Consider the following 17,967-nt stretch of genomic DNA (forward strand, 5'->3'; position numbering starts at 1 on the left):
GGGCGACGTCGTCGGGCCCGGCCCGCTCGCACGCGTCCCGCGCGAGGAGGCCTTCGAGCCGCGCGCGGACCTCGTACACGCGGCGCGCGTCGGCGAGGTCGAGCGCCGCGACCCGCACGCCGCCCGTCGGCAGCTCGACGACGAGGGCCTCGGCCTGCAGGAGGCGCAGCGCCTCGCGGACCGGCGTGCGGGAGACGCCGAGCTGTGCGGACAGCACGGGTTCCGTGAGCCGCGCGCCCGGAGCGAGGGTCCCGTCGATGATGCGCGTGCGGAGCAGGTCGTAGACGGCGCGGGCCCCGGACTGCCGCCGTGCGCCGGCGAGGTGCTTGGCGAGGGCGGCGGAGGGCACGGGCGTCGTCGTCACGTCGCCATCGTGGCACACACCTGCGCACTTGTATACAGCGCGCGATGGTGGCCGGACCTCGCGCTCAGCCGGTGGGGACCGGCGGGCTCACGGACCCGAGACCCAGCCCGTCGCACCGCCCGGCGACAGGTCGTCGACCTCGTCGTCGACCGGCGCCATGCGCTCGGCCATCTCGAAGTGCCAGTTGACGAGCTCGCCGAGCGGGATCGCCGTCCGGGACGTGCGCGCGACGTCGCGACCCTCCTCCGACCACAGCGGCGGGTACACGCTCAGGCCCTCGTCGAGGCCGACCGAGCCGATCTCGTCGTACCACCCCGGCCAGCGCAGACGCTCGTAGAAGGCGCCCGTCCCACCGCTGACGGCCCACTCGAGGAACGCGGCCTGGCCGAAACCCAGGTCGACCCAGTCGAGCGTGTCCGGCGCGAACCAGTGCACGTTCCCCAGCGGACCGGCCAGCCCTCCGCCGTTGATGGCGAACGTGCCGCCCAGGACGTCGTACGCGACGACGAGCACCGACGGCACCGTGGTGTCCTCGCCGGGCTCCCCCAGCCCGTTGACGCTCGCGAGGTCGGGCAGCCCCGCGCCGCCACCCCCGAGCAGCCGGAGCCACCCGCCGTCGACCAGGACGCCGCCGGTGTGCAGTGCGAGCGCTCCCAAGGTCGAGCGCACCGTGACCTGGAGCCGGAAGAGGACCTCCAGCGACCACGCCGGCGCGGGGACGATGTCCACTCCTGCGCGCCCGAGCATCCGGGCGAGGGTAGGCCACGCGGGGTCGTCGACAGCGGCGAGCTCCGCTGCCGTCCTCACTGCCATGGCCGGATCATGCCAGATGTTGCCGCGGTGCGTGAATCCTGGTATGGGATACCTGGTCGTTGTGTCCGGGACGTCCCCTCCCGCCCGTAACCTCCCCGGCCCCGCCCGCGCGTGGACGCCCCGGGTGCGTCCTGCGCAGACCTGTCGCAGAGCCGTCCGCGGCCGACGTCCGCCGGTACCGTCGGCGGCGTGGACGACGAGCGCGGCACCCGCGGCACCCGCGGCACGGTCGCCGTCGTCGCAGGGCTCCTCGGCGTCGGTCTCGCGGTCACCGCCGCCGTCGTCGCGCCTGGGCTGGTGCGAGCCGCGGCGACGGCCGACGGCGCCTCGTCGGCCGCGACGTCGACCCCTCCGTCGACGGGGTCGGCCCCGGACGAGCAGGACCCCACCCGCTGGGTCGAGGACACCACGGCGCTGCTCGCCGCGCTCCCCGGCGTCGCGGACGTCCGGATGGACGGGTACAGCGGTGCCGCGGCCGAGATCACGCTCGACACCCCGCTCCCCTCGCCGACGGTCGCCCAGCGCACCGCGGACGGCGCCCGCGACATCCTGGCCGCCTCGCGCGGAGGCGACGAGTGGTCGTTGCGGCTCGTCGCCACCACGCCGACCGGCGCCACGCTCCGGTTCGTCGACGGGACCGGAGCACGCGGCGACCGCGGGACGGACCCGGCGACCGGCGACCCGCTGCCCGACCTGCTCGCCGACGACCCCGTCGCCTACGGGGTCCGTCTCGTCGCGGTCGACGGCGTGCGCGCCGTCGCGCTCGAACCCGGGAACGCGTCGGTCGAGGTCGCCGACGCGAGCGACCTGGCCCCCGTGGCGGGGGCGGTCCGCGCCGAGGGACGCGGGCTCACGGCGATGGGCACGTCGGGCTACCGCGTGAACCTGGCCCTGGGGCCGGACGTCTCGACCGTGCCCGACGACGCGCTGCTCGCCCTCGTCGCGGGCGCCGCGGACCGGCCGGGCGTCGACACCGTGCTCTACGAGGCCCGCCGGCCGGTGCTGCCGGGGACACCGCTGCTGTCCGTCGTCGCCGCGGGCGACCCCGCTCCTGTCGCGCGGTGGCTCGACGGCGCGACGCACGACGCGTCGCCGCTGGGCTACCAGGTCCACGGCACGGCCGCCGACGGCACCGCGGCCGTCCGCTCCGGGTACGTCGGCGGGGACGTCCCCGGCCTCACCGCCGACGGGACGACGTGCGACGCCGACCTGGTCACGCTCGACGCCGCGTGGTTCGACGCCGCCCTCGGGCGCCGGTTCCTGGCCGTCACCGCGCGCAACGACGACGATGCCCCGTGCGTCCTCGCGGGCAGCCCGGCGCTGCGCTTCGTCGCCTCCGACGGGAGCGAGCAGGAGGTGCTGGTCGAGCCCGACGCGATCGCCGTCGGGTCACCGGTCACGCTCGCGCCGGGTGACCTCGCGCAGTCGACGCTGTCGTGGCGCGGGGGTCCCACGGCCGACGGACCCGCGCTCGTGACGAGCCTGCTCGTCGCACCCGTACCCGGGACGCCGGAGAGCGTCGTCCCGCTCGCCGACGTCCCGGGCGCCGAGACCGGCCTCGACCTTCTCGACGGCGCGACCGCGACCGTCACCCCGTGGGCGGCGTGGGTCCCGCCCGGTGAGCCGTGAGCCCACCGGGCGGGATCCTCGTCAGCGGCGCGCCCGCCGGCCGCGGCCGGTCAGGGCCGACCACCCTCCCGCGGACAGCCGGCACTCAGGAGTAGCACTCGCGGAACATGTCGCTCTCCGTCAGGACCCCGTCCGCGACGGAGAGCCGGTCGACGGTGCCTGCCCACGGGTCGCTCCACGCGCCGGCGACCCCGCTGCGGCCCAGCTGGAGAGCCCCGCCCGACGCCCATCCCGTCCCCGCGCCCGAGGCTGTCCCGGCGAGCACGACGTCTCCGAAGGCGGGCTCGTCGACCGTGCCGATCTCGCACACGTACAGCCGGTTCTCCTGGGTCCGCGCGTCGTGGATCCCGGTGAGACGGACCCACGAGCCCGGCCGGACCTCGACGCCCGAGAGCGCGACCGCCAGCTCGGGGTCCGCGACGTCGGTCCCGGCGGTCCAGAACGCCCAGCACGAGCCCGACGGCGTGCCGCACGCGGGGTCCTCCCGCTGACCGAGCGCGAAGGCGCTGGTGCGCGCACCGGCCTGGCTCACGGCGACCCGGGTCGTCCCGGCGTCGTCCGCCCGGACCGTGGCACCGACCGAGTAGCTCCCGCCGGTCGGGACGAGGGGAACCTGCGACCACGCGGCCGACCCGCCGCCCCGGAGGACGAGCGCGCGGTCGGCGGGATCGGCCCCGAAGTCGACGTGCAGGCCGTCGCCCCACAGGTCCGGTCCGCTCAGCGTGAGCGCGCCGGTTCCTGCGGCGTTCCGGGCCTCGAGTCCCGCTCCTTCGTCGAACGACCACCGCATCGGCTTGGTGGCGGTGACCGAGAAGCGGTAGAGGCGCACGGGTCCTGTCCAACCGGCGGAGTCGACTGCCTGCGCTTGGAGCCACTGGGAACCGCTCGTGGTCGGCACGAAGTCGACCCTCGCCCCCGGTGCGGCTACCTGGTGCAACGCGTCCGTGCCGAACGAGTAGCGGATCGCGACGACGTCCTCCTCGTCGGAAGAGAAGACGAACGCCCCAGGAACACCTACACCGCCAGACGTTCCCTCCTCCCGATAGACAGCGGGCTCCCCCTCGACCGGGGTCACGACCGGCTTCAGAGCGAGCGGCGTGAGATCCGGGACGAGCTCGCACGACGTCGGGTCGCTCCACGGCCCGGTGGGTGTCGCGGCCCGGACCTCCCACGCGTAGGCGCGACCCTCGACGAGGACATCGGCCGGGACCCTGACGCCGACCCGGCTGCCCGCTGCTGTCGGTGTGGTCTCCGCGGACCAGAGCTCGACCCCGTCCTCGACGCTCGTCACCACGAAGCGCGCCCGGAGGTTCCCCACGCCTTCCACGTCCGCCACGAGCCGTGGCGTCGCCGAGCGGATCGACGGACGGTCGTCCCCCACCGCGCACGGGGCGGACGGATCGCTCGTCCCCCGCGCGATCGCGGCCGGGCCCGGGGGCGGGCCGATCTCGATGCGCAGCGAGGCCTGCGGCCCGACCAGCGCAGAGCCGCTCCCGGCCGGTACCGAGAGCCCGAGCGCGACGGCACGCCGATCGTCCAGGCCCTGCCGGACCGCGTCCGTCACGTCCCACGTGACCGCTCCCCAGCGGTCGCACCGGCCCTCGGCCACGGCACCCGTGGCGACGTCGCCCCAGGTCGGCGCGTGCGTGGACCAGCTGGTCGACGCGTCGATCCCACCGACCGCGTGCACCGTGACCGGCGCCGTGCGGCAGACCGCGCTCTGCCTCGCCGTCCCCTCGAGCGTCGCCCGCACGATCCGGTTGCCCTCGACCGCGGCCTCCGTCAGTCCGGACGAGAAGTCCCAGGCGACCCGGGTCTCACCCAGCGCCTGGCACAGGGCACCGGCGGTGCACCCGCCGATCACGCGCGGCCCACGGAAGGCGAAGCCCGCGGTGGACGCCGGCGCCGCGGACCGGATCACGGTCCGCGGGGTCGCCACACCCCCGACGGTCACCACGTCCACCACGTCCACCCCGGCCTGGTCCGCCTCGGACCCCGGGTCCGCCGTCGTTGCCGAGGCCGTTCCGGCGAGCCCTCCTGCCAGCAACGCCGCTCCGGCGACCACCGCCGTCACGCGTCGCCACACCCGTCCGCTCATCGTTCTCCTGTCAGACACCGTCGTCCCGCGCCGTGCTCGGCGCGGGGCCCGCGGCAGCGACGCCGGCACAGCGCATCTCCAGCGATGTCACAGCGGGTGAGCGGACTGTACAGCCTCGTCCGGGACGCGGGACACGCCGTCCCCGGAGGCCCCTGCCGGTCCGGAAGGAGCGAGGACGCGCGGCGGCCGTACGCCTGTTCTCGACATCAGCCGCCGCGCGCCCGTCCTGAGGCCGGTCCGAGGACCGGCCGGCTCAGCCGAAGGTCGCGGTGAACACCTGGACCCCCGCCGGGACGTCGAGCTCGACGGTCCCCTCGGTCGGGCCGTCGCCCTCGAGCACGGGATAGAGCGTCGGGTTCCCCGACACGTCGATCTCCCGCTCCGTCGTCCGCCCGCCAGTCGTGACGCGCGCCGTGACGGTCCCCTCGCCGCCCAGGACGGCGAACACGTCGGTGGACCGGTACGCGAGGCGGACCTGCGCGCCGTCGGACACCGCCGTGGCCCCCTGGAAGTCCACGTCCCACGTGCCGCCGAGCGAGAACGTGTCCTGCGGCTGGTCGTCGGTCACCGAGAACTCCTGCTCTCCCGCGGCGTACCGCGGCTCGCCCGAGTAGTTCACGACGCGCTTGATGGAGAAGTACGTCTCGGGGGTCGTCTCGTCCTGCGGCGTGGAGTCGCCGACGGACGTCGGCTCCGGCAGCTCGACGCCCGGGTTCGCGTCGGCGAGGAGCTCGCGCACGAGGTTCTCCGTCTCCTCGTACCCGCCCTCGCCGAAGCGGATGTGCCGCACGGTCCCGTCGGCGTCGACGAGGTACTGCGCGGGCCAGTAGCGGTTCCGGTAGGCGGTCCACGTCGCGTACGAGTTGTCCTGGGCGACGGGGTACGTGACGCCGAGGTCCTGCGCGCCCGCGACGACGTTGCGCGTCTCGCGCTCGAACGCGAACTCGGGCGTGTGCACGCCGATGACCTCGAAGCCCTCGCCCACGTCCCGGTACCGCTCGTACCACGCGCCGACGTGCGGGATCGCGCGCTGGCAGTTGATGCACGAGTACGTCCAGAAGTCGACGAGCACGACCTTGCCGCGCAGCTCGTCGAGCGCGAGCGCCTCGCCGTCCGGCGTGTTGAGCCACGTGTCGATGCCGCGGATCTCGGGCGCCGGGCCGCAGTCCTCCAGCTCCGGGGCACCGTTCGAGCAGTTCGACAGCTCGCGGTTCTCGTCCGTGACGAGCCCCCCGAGGTCGAGCGCCTCCCGGACGGTCTCGTTCTCGTCGACGCGCTGCTGCAGCGCGCCGGTGTAGTCGGGCAGCGCGCGCTGCAGCGCCGCGGGCAGGTTCAGCGCGAGCGCCCCGGCGAGGGCGATCATGACGATCCCGCCCGTGACGCGGATACCGCGGGTGTGGCGCTGGAAGCCCTTGACCCGCTCGGCGACGCGGCGGCCCGCGAGCGCGAAGACCAGGAGCGGGATCGCGGCACCGACGGCGAACGACACGGTGAGCGCGACGGTGCCGGGGCCGATGTTCCCCGTCGCGCCCGCGACCGTGATCGCCGCGAGCACCGGACCGGCGCACGGCACGTAGAGCACGCCGAGCCCGAGGCCGAGCACGAACGCACCGCGGTCCTGCCGCGCCGCCCCGCGCCGTGCGCCGAGCGCGGCGATGCGCTGGAAGGGCCGCTCGAGCACCTCCTCGACACGGGGGACGATCATCCCGATCCCGATGAGGACGAGCAGGACGATGCCGGCCCACCGCAGCAGGTCCTGCGGGAGCCCGAGCGCGGTGAGGAGGAGGGAGCCCAGCAGGGTGAAGACGCTGAAGCTCAGCACGAGGCCCGCGATGACGAGGTACGGGCGCCACGAGCGCTTCTGCTCCCGCGCCCGGCGACGGCCGGGCGGGGCGGCAGCGTCCGACGCCGCGGCGCGCTCGCCCCGCCCCGGGTCCGGGGAGACGTCGAGCGTGACCGTGCCCGTGTCGGTGGAGCGGCGCGCGCCACCGCCGACGGTGACGACCTGTGGCGCGCCGGCGAAGAGGGCGGGCGAGACGGTCGGCGGCGAGCTCGCGCCGTCGTCCCGTGGGCGGGCGCCCTGCACGCCGCCCGCGAAGAAGATCACGGGGAGCATGGGCAGGATGCACGGCGAGATGCCCGTGATGAGGCCCCCGAGCAGTCCGATGACGATCAGCGTCTCCATGCCGACGGTTCGGTGCCCGGGCGCGTCCGGATGGGCCGACAGACAGGACCCATCCGGACGGGCGAGGGCTCCGAACACCCCTCGAGACGCCCCGCAGACCGCGGGGCACGACCCGAGGAGAGACCGATGAACGCTCGAACCCGCACGTCGTACGCCGTGGCCGGCATCGCCACGCTCGCCGTCCTGGGCCTGTCGGCCTGCAGCTCGGACACCGGATCCGGTGCGGAGTCCACCGGGTCGCAGGCGAGCGAGGACGCCATGACGGACGACTCCACGGACTCCGAGGACATGGCGGAGGACACGGAGTCGTCCGACGACATGGCGATGGACCCGGCCGCGAACCTCGTGGGCGCGGGCTGCGAGGCGTACGCCGAGCAGGTGCCCGACGGCGCCGGCTCGATCACGGGCATGTCGACCGACCCGGTCGCGGTCGCCGCGTCGAACAACCCGCTCCTCACGACGCTCGTGTCGGCCGTGTCGGGCGAGCTCAACCCCGAGGTCGACCTCGTCGACACGCTCAACGGCGACGAGTTCACGGTGTTCGCCCCCGTCGACGACGCCTTCGCGAAGATCGACGCCGCGACCCTCGAGACGCTCAAGACGGACTCCGACATGCTCACGTCGATCCTCACGTACCACGTGGTGCCCGGGCAGCTGACGCCCGACCAGGTCGTCGGCGAGCAGACGACCGTCCAGGGCGGCACCGTCGAGGTGACCGGCGAGGGCGACGAGCTCATGGTCAACGACGCGAAGGTCGTGTGCGGCGGCGTCATGACGCAGAACGCGACCGTCTACCTCGTCGACTCGGTGCTCATGCCGACCATGTGACCCCTCGACCACGAACGGCCCGGCCCCGCTCCTCGCGGCCGGGCCGTTCGTCGTCCCCGCACCGCACGCAGATCGGTCCACACCTAGCACTGCTAGGCTTCATACCTCACAGTGCTAGGTGTACATCGAGGACGGGGAGGCCGCCGTGCTGGGATCGGCGTGGGGCACGAGGCGCACGACGTCCACGCGCCGCGCACTCCGCGCTCGCGTCGGCCGCCTGGACGACGTGGACGACGGTCCTCGGCGCCGGCGCCGGCCGGCTCCTCGCGGGCCGTCACACGCTCGTCGCGGTCGCGGCCGGCGTCGCGGGCGGCCTGCTCCTCGGGCTCGTCGTCGACCGCGTCCTCGCGCTGCACCACCGACGACGGGCACCTGCCACCCGCGCGTCGAGCACCGATCCGTCGATCCTCGACGGACCGACCACCTCTCTCACCGAAGGAGCTCTCATGACCACCCTGACCGTCCTCCCGCTGCGGATCGTCATCGCGCTCGCGCTCGCCGGGTCCTTGTTCGTCCAGGTCGTCATGGCCCCGCTCGTGTGGGCCGACCTCGCCGGGGCGCCGACCTGGGCTCGCACCTCCGTCGTCACCGTCGTCGTGCTCGGCCTCGTGGCCCTGCAGGTGGGCGCCGTCTGCGTGTGGCGGCTCGTCACCATGGCCCGGCGCGGGACGGTGCTCACCCCGGCGGCCTTCCCCTACGTCGACACCGTGATCGGGTCGGTCGCCGCGATGGCGGTGCTGACCCTCGCGCTCGCGGCGGTGCTGGCGCCGTCGACCGTCGCACCGGGGGTCGTCCTGCTGGTGTCCGGCGCGGCGCTCGTGCTCGGCGGGGTCGCGCTCGTCGTCGTGGTCCTGCGCGGCCTGCTCGCCCAGGCCGTCGCGCGCGACGCCGAGGCCCGGCACCTGGAGGCGCGGCTCGCCGACCTGGCGTGAGCCGCCGGACGCCGCACGCCCCGGGAGGGGGCGCGCTCCACGGTCAGGTGACGAGCGCGACGATCGGGTCGGTCGTCGGCTGCTCCGAGCCGCCCTCCGGCTCGACCGTCACGGCCACGCCGACCCCCGGCGCGTCCTGCACCAGCTGCTCGACCGTGCCGTCCTGCTCCGCGAGCACGCCGGCGGAGGTCACGCCCCCGTCGTCGCCGACGACCCAGAGCTGGTAGTCCTGGTCGTCGCCCGCCCCGGGCAGCTCCGACGCCCGGAAGAGGTAGTCGTCGCCCGCCACGAGGACCGACGCCTCGCCACCGCCCGCGACCTCGCCGCGCACGATCGTGGCCGTCGGGTCCGCGAGCATCTGGGTGACCGTGTCCGCCTGGGCCTGCAGGCGCGACTGCTCCTGCGTGGCCCGGACCGCGACCGTCGTCGGGACCGCGACCGCGACGACCGCGGCGGCCGCCGCCGCGACGAGCCCCCAGCGCACGCGGGCACGGGCGGCCGCGGCGCCGCCACCGCCGCGCGACGTGGTGCCGCCGGAGCGCGCGGCCGCGCCCGTGGACGACGGCACCGAGCCGCCCGCGGCGGTGCGCTCCGCCTGCGGCGTGACGGCGACGCGCGCCAGCACCGCGTCCCGTGCGGACGCCGGAGGCTCGTGCTCCACGGCGAACGCCGCCACGACGTCGCGGTACTCGTCGAGCGCCTGCCGCGCGGCGGGATCTGCGGCGAGCAGCCGCTCGACCGCACGGCGGTCGAGGTCGTCGACGGCGTCGAGCGCGTACGCGGGCAGGAGGTCCCACGCGTCGCCCCGGCCGTCGTCGGGGCGCCGGCCCTCGGGCACCCTGCCCCCCGGTCCGAAGGTCTCGTCAGCCACGGCGCACCCCCAGGCAGTCGCGCAGACGGGTCAGCCCGTCGCGGATGCGGGACTTCACGGTCGGCAGCGCCGCGTCCAGGCGCTCGGCGACCTCGCGGTACGTGTAGCCGCCGTAGTAGGCGTCCACGACGGCCTCGCGCTGCGTCGCGGTGAGCGAGTCGAGGCAGCGCCGCACCGCCGCCCCCTCGAGGTTGCGCTCGACGTCCTCCGCGACGACGTCCCGCGGCGCGGTCGCCATCGTGGAGTCCAGGTCGCGCTGGTCGCGCGTGCGGCGGGCCTGCTCGGCGCGCACCCGGTCGACGGCGCGGCGGCGCGCGAGGGTCGCGACCCACGTGCGCGCGGAGCCGCGCGAGGCGTCGAACCGCGTCGCCGTCTGCCACACCTCGACCATCACCTCCTGCATCACCTCCGCCGCGTGGTCCGGGTCCCGCAGGACACCCAGGCAGGTGCCGTACGCGACGGGCGCGAGCGCGTCGTACACGGGTGCGAACGCGTCGGGGTCACCGCCGGCGCACGCGGAGAGCGCGGCGTCGACGGCTCCCGACGAGCTCGTCGTCACGGAGGGTGGCACCCGGACAGTCTGCCCCAGCACCGGTCCCCTCACGCGTGCACCGCCCCGGACCTCCCGGGACGACAAGGGTTCGACGCGGACCGGCCCGCGGATGGGTCGGGCCGCGCGTCAGTCCTCGCGCCGCGCGCGGACCGCTGCACCGAGCTCGCGCAGCAGGTCGGCCGTCGTGTCCCAGTCGATGCACGCGTCGGTGACCGACTGCCCGTACACGAGCCCCGAGGGCGCCGGCTTCTGCGCCCCCGCGACGAGGAAGCTCTCCATCATGAGCCCCGTGATGCCCTGCTCCCCCTCGGCCAGCCGGGCGGCGAGCTCGCGCACGACCTCCGCCTGCCGGACGTGGCTCTTGCCCGAGTTGCCGTGCGAGGCGTCGACGACGAGCCCGTGCTCGGCCACGCCACCGGCCCGGGACGTGCGCGCGACCGCGAGCGCCGCCGCGACGTCGTCCGCCCCGTAGTTCGGGCCGGAGCGCCCGCCGCGCAGGATCACGTGGCAGTCGGGGTTGCCCGCGGTCTCGACCGCGGCGGCACGACCGAGCGAGTCCATGCCGAAGAACGTGTGCTCGCTCGCGGCGGTGATGCAGCCGTCGACGGCGATCTGGACGTCCCCGTCCGTCGCGTTCTTGAAGCCGACGGGCATCGACAGGCCCGACGCGAGCTGGCGGTGCACCTGCGACTCCGCGTTCCGCGCGCCGATCGCACCCCAGGAGACGGCGTCGGCGATGTACTGCGGGCTCGTCGGCTCGAGGAACTCGCACGCCGCCGGCACGCCCGCGTCGAGCACGCCGAGCAGCACCTCGCGCGCGAGGCGCAGGCCGTGGTGCACGTCGTGCGAGCCGTCGAGGTGCGGGTCGTTGATGAGCCCCTTCCACCCGACCGTCGTCCGCGGCTTCTCGAAGTACACGCGCATGACGACCATGAGGTCGTCGGACAGCTCGCGCGCGAGCGCGCCGAGCCGTCCTGCGTACTCGAGCGCGGCCTCGGGGTCGTGCACCGAGCACGGCCCGACGATGACGAGCAGGCGGTCGTCGTCGCCCGAGAGGACGTCGCGGACCTCGCGGCGCGACGTCGTCACGAGGTCGCTGCGCGTCGCGCCGAGCGGGAGGTCGGCGAGCATCGTGCGCGGCGCGGGGAGCGCGTCGAGCGCGCGGACGCGCAGGTCGCTCGTGCGGGCCTGCAGCTCGGGGCTGTCCACGGGGTCGACGGTATCGGCATCGAGCCCGACGTTCGCGGGCTGGGCGGTCGTGCTGGTCACGGGAGGCTCCTGGTGTCGTGCTGCGGTGGGTCGGGACCGTCGTCGAGACGGAGCCGCACGGCCTGCTGCCGCCCGTGATCCCCGGAGCGGCCCGTCTGGACGACGAAGGGCCCGGACGCGGTCCGCGTCCAAGGCCCTGTGCTGGCTCCGGGTGGGTGATCTGTGGTCAGGCGAACGCCCGCACGGCCCCACCGGGAGCCTGCGTAAAGCGCCAATACCACTGAGAAGTCACGCGGCGACCCTAGCACGCGGTCACCGAGGGGTGGACGGGTCGTCTCGGGTGCTGGTCGCCGGAGGCGGCCCGGGTGGCGCGGCGCGCCTAGGCTTCCGCCATGCCGATCCCCGAGTTCGTCGCCGCCCTCCGGTCCCGTGTCGGGACCGACCTGCTGTGGATGCCGGGGGTGTCCGCGGTCGTCGTGGACGACGGCGGCCGCGTCCTGCTCGGGCAGCGTGCGGACAGCGGCCAGTGGGCCGTGATCAGCGGGATCCTCGAGCCCGGGGAGGACCCGGCCGTGGGGCTCGCGCGCGAGGTGCTCGAGGAGACGGGCGTCGAGGTCGTCGTCGAGGCGCTCGTCTCGGTGACCGTGACGGAGCCCGTCGAGTACCCGAACGGGGACCGGTCGCAGTACCTCGACCTGGCGTTCGTGTGCCGGCCGACGTCGCCCGCCGCCGCCGGGGCGGCGCACGTGGCCGACGACGAGTCGCTCGCGGTGGGATGGTTCGCCCCGGACGCGCTGCCGGACGACCTCGCCCGGTCCACGACGGAGCGCCTGGGGCACGCGACCGCCTGGCTCGCGGAACCGTCAGGCGGGCCGTACTTCGTCCGCTGAGCCCGCGGCGGGGCCGAGCCAGCGCACCGCGAGGACGCACGCGTCGTCGTGCTCGGGGGCCTGGGCGACGAGCGCCGCGAGGACCTCGTCGTCGGTGAGGCCGGAGCCGAACGCGTTCGTGACGATCTCGGCGAGCTCGTCGAGCCCGCCCTCGAGCGAGCGGTCGCGCCGCTCGACCACGCCGTCGGTGTACAGCACGACGAGGTCGCCCGGCGCCATCCGCAGGGTGTCCGCGGCCCGCCGGCTCGGGGTGCGCACGCCGAGCGGCGTCGACCGCGCGTTCCACAGGTACCTCGCGTCGCTGTCGGGCCGCACGAGCAGCGGGGGCAGGTGACCCGCGCACGAGTACTGCAGGACCCCCCGGGCCAGGTCGAGCTCCGCGTACACGAGGCTCGCCATGAAGCCGGTGCCCGTCCGGTCGACGAACCGGTCGAGACGCTCGAGCACCTGCACCGGCCCGAGCTCCACGTCGGCCGCGGCGCGCGCGGCGGTCCGGAGCTGGCCCATGGCGGTCGCCGCGGCGAGACCGCGCCCGACGACGTCACCGACCGAGAGCGCCAGCGCGTCGGGCGCGACGCGGAACGTGTCGTACCAGTCACCGCCGACCTGGAGGTCGTCGACGCCCGGCCGGTAGCGCGCGGCGACCCGGACGCGGGGGTCGTGCACGATCCCGCCGGCGAGCATGGCGTGCTGCAGCTCCGCGGCGACCGAGACGCTCTGCTCGTGCATGCGTGCCCGCGCGAGCGCGAGTCCGGCGACCTGGCCCGCCGCGGCCAGCGTGGCCGGTTCCAGGGGTTCCGCACCCGGCGCGTCCCGGGGGGTCAGGACGAGCACCCCGAGGAGCGAACCGGCGGCCCGCAGGGGCACGACGACCTTCCCGTCGGGACGCGTGGAGGTCGTCCCGATCTCGTCGAGCGCGGGCGGCTCGACCTCGTCGCCGTCGCCGTCACCGTCGCCGTCGCCGTCGCCCCAGCGACGCAGCGGCCCGCCGTCGCGCGCGACCCACAGCGCCGCGCTCCGCGCCCCCAGCAGCGTGCCCGCCACGCGCAGCAGGACCCGGGCGACGCCGTCGACCCCCGCGGCGCTCGCGAGCTGGGCGGCCGTGCCGTGGAGCAGTCGCACCTGGCGCTCCGCCGCCTCGGCCGCTCGGCGCGCGCCCACGAGCTCGTGCTCGAACCGCGTCCGCTCGCGCGCGCCGAGCATCGCGACGTCCACCAGGCGCTCGCCGTGGCAGTCGCGCTCGATCGCCGTGAGCAGGACGGGCTCCCTCCCGTCCGGGGTGCGCAGCTCGACGGCGACCTCGTCCACCCGTCCGGCCTCGTGCAGCCGCGGTCCGAGGTGCGTCTCCCAGTAGATGCGGCCGCCGACGGTGAGCAGGTCGCCCAGCCGTCGCCCCGCGAGCGCGTCGACGTCCGGCACGTCGAGCAGGCGGAGCAGCTCGTCGTTGGCGTCGAGGATCCGCGCCTCGCTGTCGAGGAGCGCGAGGGCGACGGGCGCGAGCATCCAGCGCTCCGCCCGCGACCTCGGCATCAGCGGGTCCCGAGCCAGTCCCGCATCGCGCCGACGAGCGCGGCCGGGTGGGAGAGGTTGGGGCAGTGACCGACGGCGTCGATGACGACGAGGTCGCTCCCCGGGAGGTGCTCGTGCACGTAGCGCCCGACCTCCGGCGGGGCGATGACGTCCTCGCGGCTCTGCACGACCAGGCTGGGCGTCCGCACCCGTGCGAGGTCCGCGCGGTTGTCGCCGAGGAACGTCACGCGGGCGAACTGTCGCGCGATGGCCGGGTCGTTGCGGCGGAACACCTCCGCGAGCTCGTCGCCGAGCGCCGGGCGTCCGGGGTTGCCCACGATGACCGGCGCCATCGCCTCGGTCCAGTCGAGGTAGTTCGCGTCCATCGTCTCGAGCAGCTCGTCGATCTCGGCGGCGCTGAAGCCGCCGCGGTACCCCTCGTCGTCGATGTAGCGGGGGCTCGGCCCGACGAGCACGAGGCGGTCGAAAAGGTCCGGTCGCTCCGCCGCGGCGAGCAGCCCGATGACCGAGCTCACCGAGTGGCCGACGAAGATCACCGGCTCGTCCGCGACGTCCTCGACGACCTCGACGACGTCCGCCGCGTAGCCCCGCAGGTCGGCGTGGCGCACGGCGTCGAAGGAGGTGGGGTGCGACGCGCCGCAGCCCGAGTGGTCGAAGAGGACCACGCGGTGGTCCGCCGCGAAGACCGGCGCGACGAAGCGCCACATCGACTGGTCGCACCCGAACCCGTGCGCGAACACGATCGTGGGCGCGTCCGGCGTGCCCACGACCCGCACGTTGTTCCGTTCCCGCACGTCCACGGGTGACAGCGTAGGCGGTCCACGGGCTCCGGAGCAGCGGCCCGGCCGGGTGAGATCGGGCGTGGCACGACCCACGGCACAATGGCCTCATGCGTGTCTCGGCGAAGGCGGACTATGCGGTGCGGGCGTGCGCCGAGCTCGCGGCGTCCCCCCACGGGGACCCCGTGCGGGCGGAGGACCTCGCGGCGGGTCAGGGGCTGCCCGTGAGCTTCCTCGAACGTATCCTCGGCGACCTGCGACGCGCCGGCCTCGTCGCGAGCGTCCGCGGTCGCTCCGGCGGGCACCGGCTCGCCCGGCCCGCGGCGGAGATCACGCTCGCCGACGTGTTCCGCGCCGTCGACGGCCCCCTCGTCACGGTGCGCGACGAGCGTCCACCCAGCCTCGAGTACGAGGGCTCGGCGGCGGCGCTGCTCGAGGTGTGGGTCGCGCTGCGCGCGAGCGTGCGCGACGTCCTCGACCGGGTGACGGTCGCCGACGTCGTGGCACGCGACCTGCCCGACGAGGTCCACGCGCTCGCCGCGCGCGCCGACGCGTGGGAGAACCCCTGACGCGGTCCCGTTAACACGCGCCCACGATGTGGGCGCCGCTTCACATACTGGACCTCCTCGGTCAACCTTGTCAGAGACCTCGGGCCCCGCCCGGCCGACCGACCCGGAGGACCACGGTGCCGACCCTCATCCTGCTGGCGCTCGTGGGTCTCGGCGCGCAGCTCGTCGACGGCAGCCTGGGCATGGCCTACGGCGTGACCTCCACCACGCTCCTCCTCGCGATCGGGACCAACCCCGCCGCCGCCTCCGCGACGATCCACCTCGCCGAGATCGGCACGACGCTCGCCTCGGGCGCGGCGCACTGGCGCTTCGGCAACGTCGACTGGAAGGTCGTGCTCCGCATCGGCGTGCCCGGCGCGGTCGGCGCGTTCGCCGGTGCGACGTTCCTCTCGAGCCTGTCGAGCGAGGTCGCGGCCCCGGTGATGTCGCTGCTCCTCCTCGTGCTCGGGATCTACGTGCTCACGCGGTTCACGGTCGCCGGGCTCCCCACGGGCCGCCTCGGCCTGCCGCTGCGCAAGCGCTTCCTGGGACCCCTGGGGCTCGTCGCCGGGTTCGTCGACGCCACGGGCGGCGGCGGCTGGGGCCCCGTGGGCACGCCCGCGCTGCTCGCGTCGGGGCGGATCGAGCCCCGCAAGGTCATCGGCTCGATCGACACGAGCGAGTTCCTCGTGGCCGTCGCCGCGTCCCTCGGCTTCCTCGTCTCGCTCGGCGCACAGGGCATCGACCCCGTCTGGGCCGTCGCGCTGCTCGCCGGCGGTCTCGTCGCGGCACCGATCGCGGCGTGGCTCGTGCGCCACCTGCCGCCCCGCATCCTCGGCTCGGCCGTCGGCGGCGTCATCGTCCTGACGAACGTGCGGACGCTGCTGCGATCCGACTGGGTCGACGCGAGCGGCACGGTCCAGGGCGTCGTGCTCGGCCTCGTCGCCGTCGTCTGGGCCGCGGCCGTCGCCTGGTCGGTCCGCGAGCACCGCCGCGCGAAGGCGATCGTCGCGGAGGCGGAAGACCTGGCCGACGACGACGCTGTCACCGAGGCGCTCGCGGGCGCCGAGCCGCGCGCCGCGCGCTGAGACCCCCGCCGGACCGGCACGTCGCCTGCTCGACGCCTCCTCGCGCCGGTTCAGTCCCGCGCGTAGCGCCGGACGAACGCCGCGAGCAGCCGGCCCGGGTACCGGACGTCGCCGCGTCGCACCGTCGCCTCGACCTCGCCCGCGGACCCCGGCGGGAAGTACCCGTAGCCCTGGTACACGCCGATGCGCGTGAGGATGCCGTCGAGGTCGAGCTCCGGGTGGAACTGCGTCGCGTAGAGGTTCTCCTTGACGCGGAACATCTGCACGGGGCACGTGTCCGACGACGCGAGCAGCACCGCGTGCGACGGCAGCTTGCGCACAGCCTCCTTGTGCCCGACGAAGGCCTCGAACGTGTCCGGGAGGTCCGCGAGCAACGGGTCCGCACGGCCCTCGGGCGTCAGCCGGACCGTCACCGGCGAGATGGGCTCGGCGAACGTGTCGTCGAGCACCGCGCCCTCGTGCAGGCCCAGCGTCCCGACGCCGTAGCACGCGCCGAGGAACGGGAGGTCCCGGTCGACGATCTCGTCGAGCAGCGGGGCGAGCTCGCGCTCGACGCGGCGCTGGGTCTCCGACTTCTCGGCGTCGGGTCGTGACGAGTCGAACGGGCTCCCCCCGACGGTCACCCCCGAGTAGGCGTCGAGGTCGATCGGCGGCAGAGGTCCTGCCTCCATGCGGACGCGGTGCAGCTCGTGCGGGCGCAGGCCCGAGAAGCGCAGCACGGCGTCGTGCTCGCCGTCCGCCGCGACGTCCTCGGCCCGGGACGCGAGGAGCAGGAAGGGTCGCATGCGGGCCAGGCTAGGCACGGCCGGGGGCGCTCGCCCCACGAGGGCGGTCCGATCAGCTCCAGCGGAAGAGCTTGATCGCGAGCGGGAGCAGGACGGCGGTCCACACCGCCATGACGACCATCTGCAGCGTGGGGAAGCCGTCGGCGAACCACCCGGCGGTCAGCGCCTGGGACGCCGCCCCGAGGGGGGTGTACTGCCCGATCTCGCGCAGGGCGTCGGGCATGATCGGGCCCGGCGTCCACATCCCCGACAGGAACAGCATCGGGAAGTAGATGAGCGTGCCGATCGCCGACGCGGTGCTCGCCTTGGGCGCCCGTGCCGCCACGAGCGTCCCGAGCGAGAGCATCGACAGGACGGTGAGCAGGAACGCCAGCAGGACGGTCCCCAGGTGGCGGGGCGCGGCGAGCCCGAACACGAGCTGGCAGACGACCAGCGAGACCGCCGCCGCGGCGAAGATGGCCACGAGGTTGATGACAAGGTGCGCGACGACGATCCCCTGGGGTCGCATGGGGGTCGTCGACAGGCGTCGGAGCAGGCCCTTCTCGCGGAAGGTCGCGAAGTAGACCGGCATCGTCGTCAGGGCGGGCGTCGCGACCGCGGCGGCGAGCACGACCGGGACGTAGGTGGCGATCGCCGTGAGGCCGTCCCACGGGGCTCCCATGCCCTCGATGGGCTCGCGCATCCCCGGGATGGCGAACCCCACGCCCACCAGCAGGACGGTCGGGAACACGAGCGCGAAGAACACGCTGCCGGGGTCGCGCAGCCACAGCCGGGCCTCGGTCGTCAGGAGCGTGCCGAAGCCGCGCCACCCGGAGCCCCGGGAGGTCGGCAGCGACGGGGAGAGGGTCGCGGTGGTCATCGGGAG

Annotated in this window: 17 protein-coding genes; 6 read left to right on the top strand and 11 right to left on the bottom strand. The window is 75.0% G+C overall.

What is annotated here, in order from left to right; translation table 11 throughout:
- Both ACWPWV_RS19885 and ACWPWV_RS19890 read right to left on the bottom strand, forming a co-directional pair.
- The coding region (locus ACWPWV_RS19885) for a GntR family transcriptional regulator (protein WP_454044699.1) at positions 1 to 364 on the bottom strand (364 nt) is incomplete at its 3' end.
- Positions 365 to 451: 87 nt separating this feature from the next.
- A complete protein-coding gene (locus ACWPWV_RS19890) occupies positions 452 to 1,177 on the bottom strand; it encodes a DUF2625 family protein (RefSeq protein WP_454044700.1) in 726 nt (241 codons plus the stop codon).
- 189 nt (positions 1,178 to 1,366) lie between these two features.
- Here ACWPWV_RS19890 and ACWPWV_RS19895 point away from each other — a divergent pair, with 189 nt between their 5' ends.
- Positions 1,367 to 2,806 carry a DUF4232 domain-containing protein gene (locus ACWPWV_RS19895; RefSeq protein ID WP_454044701.1) on the top strand — a complete coding sequence of 480 codons (1,440 nt, stop codon included), beginning with the start codon at positions 1,367 to 1,369 and terminating at the stop codon, positions 2,804 to 2,806.
- Positions 2,807 to 2,891: 85 nt separating this feature from the next.
- Here the strand turns inward: ACWPWV_RS19895 and ACWPWV_RS19900 are convergent, their stop codons facing one another.
- Together ACWPWV_RS19900 and ACWPWV_RS19905 are read right to left on the bottom strand one after the other, a co-directional pair.
- A complete protein-coding gene (locus ACWPWV_RS19900; RefSeq protein ID WP_454044702.1) occupies positions 2,892 to 4,904 on the bottom strand; it encodes a LamG-like jellyroll fold domain-containing protein in 2,013 nt (670 codons plus the stop codon).
- Between the two features lie 253 nt (positions 4,905 to 5,157).
- Positions 5,158 to 7,089, bottom strand: a complete 1,932-nt coding sequence (locus tag ACWPWV_RS19905; protein ID WP_454044703.1) for a cytochrome c biogenesis protein DipZ — start codon at positions 7,087 to 7,089, stop codon at positions 5,158 to 5,160.
- Between the two features lie 126 nt (positions 7,090 to 7,215).
- On the opposite strand from ACWPWV_RS19905, the gene ACWPWV_RS19910 reads away from it, so the two are divergent.
- On the top strand, positions 7,216 to 7,917 hold the full coding sequence (locus tag ACWPWV_RS19910; RefSeq protein ID WP_454044704.1) for a fasciclin domain-containing protein: 702 nt from the start codon (positions 7,216 to 7,218) through the stop codon (positions 7,915 to 7,917).
- Between the two features lie 446 nt (positions 7,918 to 8,363).
- A complete protein-coding gene (locus ACWPWV_RS19915; protein WP_454044705.1) occupies positions 8,364 to 8,849 on the top strand; it encodes a DUF2975 domain-containing protein in 486 nt (161 codons plus the stop codon).
- Between the two features lie 43 nt (positions 8,850 to 8,892).
- Here the strand turns inward: ACWPWV_RS19915 and ACWPWV_RS19920 are convergent, their stop codons facing one another.
- The 3 genes from ACWPWV_RS19920 to ACWPWV_RS19930 form a co-directional block, all read right to left on the bottom strand.
- Positions 8,893 to 9,720, bottom strand: coding sequence for an anti-sigma factor (locus tag ACWPWV_RS19920; protein WP_454044706.1), 828 nt, complete (start codon positions 9,718 to 9,720; stop codon positions 8,893 to 8,895).
- A complete protein-coding gene (gene sigK / locus ACWPWV_RS19925; RefSeq protein ID WP_454044707.1) occupies positions 9,713 to 10,291 on the bottom strand; it encodes an ECF RNA polymerase sigma factor SigK in 579 nt (192 codons plus the stop codon). The genes ACWPWV_RS19920 and sigK overlap by 8 nt, the downstream gene beginning before the upstream one ends.
- Positions 10,292 to 10,399: 108 nt before the next feature.
- Positions 10,400 to 11,482, bottom strand: coding sequence for a 3-deoxy-7-phosphoheptulonate synthase (locus ACWPWV_RS19930; RefSeq protein WP_454044725.1), 1,083 nt, complete (start codon positions 11,480 to 11,482; stop codon positions 10,400 to 10,402).
- Between the two features lie 392 nt (positions 11,483 to 11,874).
- Between ACWPWV_RS19930 and ACWPWV_RS19935 the strand changes: the two genes are divergently transcribed.
- Entirely contained in the window at positions 11,875 to 12,372 is a 498-nt protein-coding gene (locus ACWPWV_RS19935) for an NUDIX domain-containing protein (protein WP_454044708.1), read from the top strand.
- Here ACWPWV_RS19935 and ACWPWV_RS19940 read toward each other — a convergent pair.
- Positions 12,346 to 13,902, bottom strand: a complete 1,557-nt coding sequence (locus ACWPWV_RS19940; protein ID WP_454044709.1) for a SpoIIE family protein phosphatase — start codon at positions 13,900 to 13,902, stop codon at positions 12,346 to 12,348. The two genes, ACWPWV_RS19935 and ACWPWV_RS19940, sit on opposite strands and share 27 nt — an antisense overlap.
- Complete coding sequence (locus tag ACWPWV_RS19945; RefSeq protein WP_454044710.1) at positions 13,902 to 14,702, bottom strand: alpha/beta fold hydrolase; 801 nt, start codon at positions 14,700 to 14,702, stop codon at positions 13,902 to 13,904. The genes ACWPWV_RS19940 and ACWPWV_RS19945 overlap by 1 nt, the downstream gene beginning before the upstream one ends.
- 89 nt (positions 14,703 to 14,791) lie before the next feature.
- Here ACWPWV_RS19945 and ACWPWV_RS19950 point away from each other — a divergent pair, with 89 nt between their 5' ends.
- Both ACWPWV_RS19950 and ACWPWV_RS19955 read left to right on the top strand, forming a co-directional pair.
- Positions 14,792 to 15,250 (top strand): RrF2 family transcriptional regulator, encoded by a 459-nt coding sequence (locus tag ACWPWV_RS19950; protein ID WP_454044711.1) that lies wholly within the window; start codon positions 14,792 to 14,794, stop codon positions 15,248 to 15,250.
- A 116-nt stretch (positions 15,251 to 15,366) separates the two neighbouring features.
- On the top strand, positions 15,367 to 16,317 hold the full coding sequence (locus ACWPWV_RS19955; protein ID WP_454044712.1) for a sulfite exporter TauE/SafE family protein: 951 nt from the start codon (positions 15,367 to 15,369) through the stop codon (positions 16,315 to 16,317).
- A gap of 50 nt (positions 16,318 to 16,367) precedes the next feature.
- Here ACWPWV_RS19955 and ACWPWV_RS19960 read toward each other — a convergent pair whose 3' ends face one another.
- Complete coding sequence (locus ACWPWV_RS19960; protein WP_454044713.1) at positions 16,368 to 17,102, bottom strand: glutamine amidotransferase; 735 nt, start codon at positions 17,100 to 17,102, stop codon at positions 16,368 to 16,370.
- Positions 17,103 to 17,154: 52 nt separating this feature from the next.
- The gene (locus tag ACWPWV_RS19965; RefSeq protein WP_454044714.1) at positions 17,155 to 17,961 is read right to left on the bottom strand and encodes an ABC transporter permease; all 807 of its coding nucleotides are present in this window, start codon (positions 17,959 to 17,961) and stop codon (positions 17,155 to 17,157) included.
- Positions 17,962 to 17,967 lie beyond the last annotated feature (6 nt).

The organism is Cellulosimicrobium sp. Marseille-Q8652, assembly GCF_965112045.1.

What these genes read in the sequence shown, in the direction of transcription:
- ACWPWV_RS19890 (WP_454044700.1), bottom strand. Translation starts at nt 1,177, where the DNA reads ATGGCAGTGAGGACGGCAGCGGAGCTCGCCGCTGTCGACGACCCCGCG.
- ACWPWV_RS19900 (WP_454044702.1), bottom strand. Translation starts at nt 4,904, where the DNA reads ATGAGCGGACGGGTGTGGCGACGCGTGACGGCGGTGGTCGCCGGAGCG.
- ACWPWV_RS19905 (WP_454044703.1), bottom strand. Translation starts at nt 7,089, where the DNA reads ATGGAGACGCTGATCGTCATCGGACTGCTCGGGGGCCTCATCACGGGC.
- ACWPWV_RS19910 (WP_454044704.1), top strand. Translation starts at nt 7,216, where the DNA reads ATGAACGCTCGAACCCGCACGTCGTACGCCGTGGCCGGCATCGCCACG.
- ACWPWV_RS19915 (WP_454044705.1), top strand. Translation starts at nt 8,364, where the DNA reads ATGACCACCCTGACCGTCCTCCCGCTGCGGATCGTCATCGCGCTCGCG.
- ACWPWV_RS19935 (WP_454044708.1), top strand. Translation starts at nt 11,875, where the DNA reads ATGCCGATCCCCGAGTTCGTCGCCGCCCTCCGGTCCCGTGTCGGGACC.
- ACWPWV_RS19940 (WP_454044709.1), bottom strand. Translation starts at nt 13,902, where the DNA reads ATGCCGAGGTCGCGGGCGGAGCGCTGGATGCTCGCGCCCGTCGCCCTC.
- ACWPWV_RS19950 (WP_454044711.1), top strand. Translation starts at nt 14,792, where the DNA reads ATGCGTGTCTCGGCGAAGGCGGACTATGCGGTGCGGGCGTGCGCCGAG.
- ACWPWV_RS19960 (WP_454044713.1), bottom strand. Translation starts at nt 17,102, where the DNA reads ATGCGACCCTTCCTGCTCCTCGCGTCCCGGGCCGAGGACGTCGCGGCG.
- ACWPWV_RS19965 (WP_454044714.1), bottom strand. Translation starts at nt 17,961, where the DNA reads ATGACCACCGCGACCCTCTCCCCGTCGCTGCCGACCTCCCGGGGCTCC.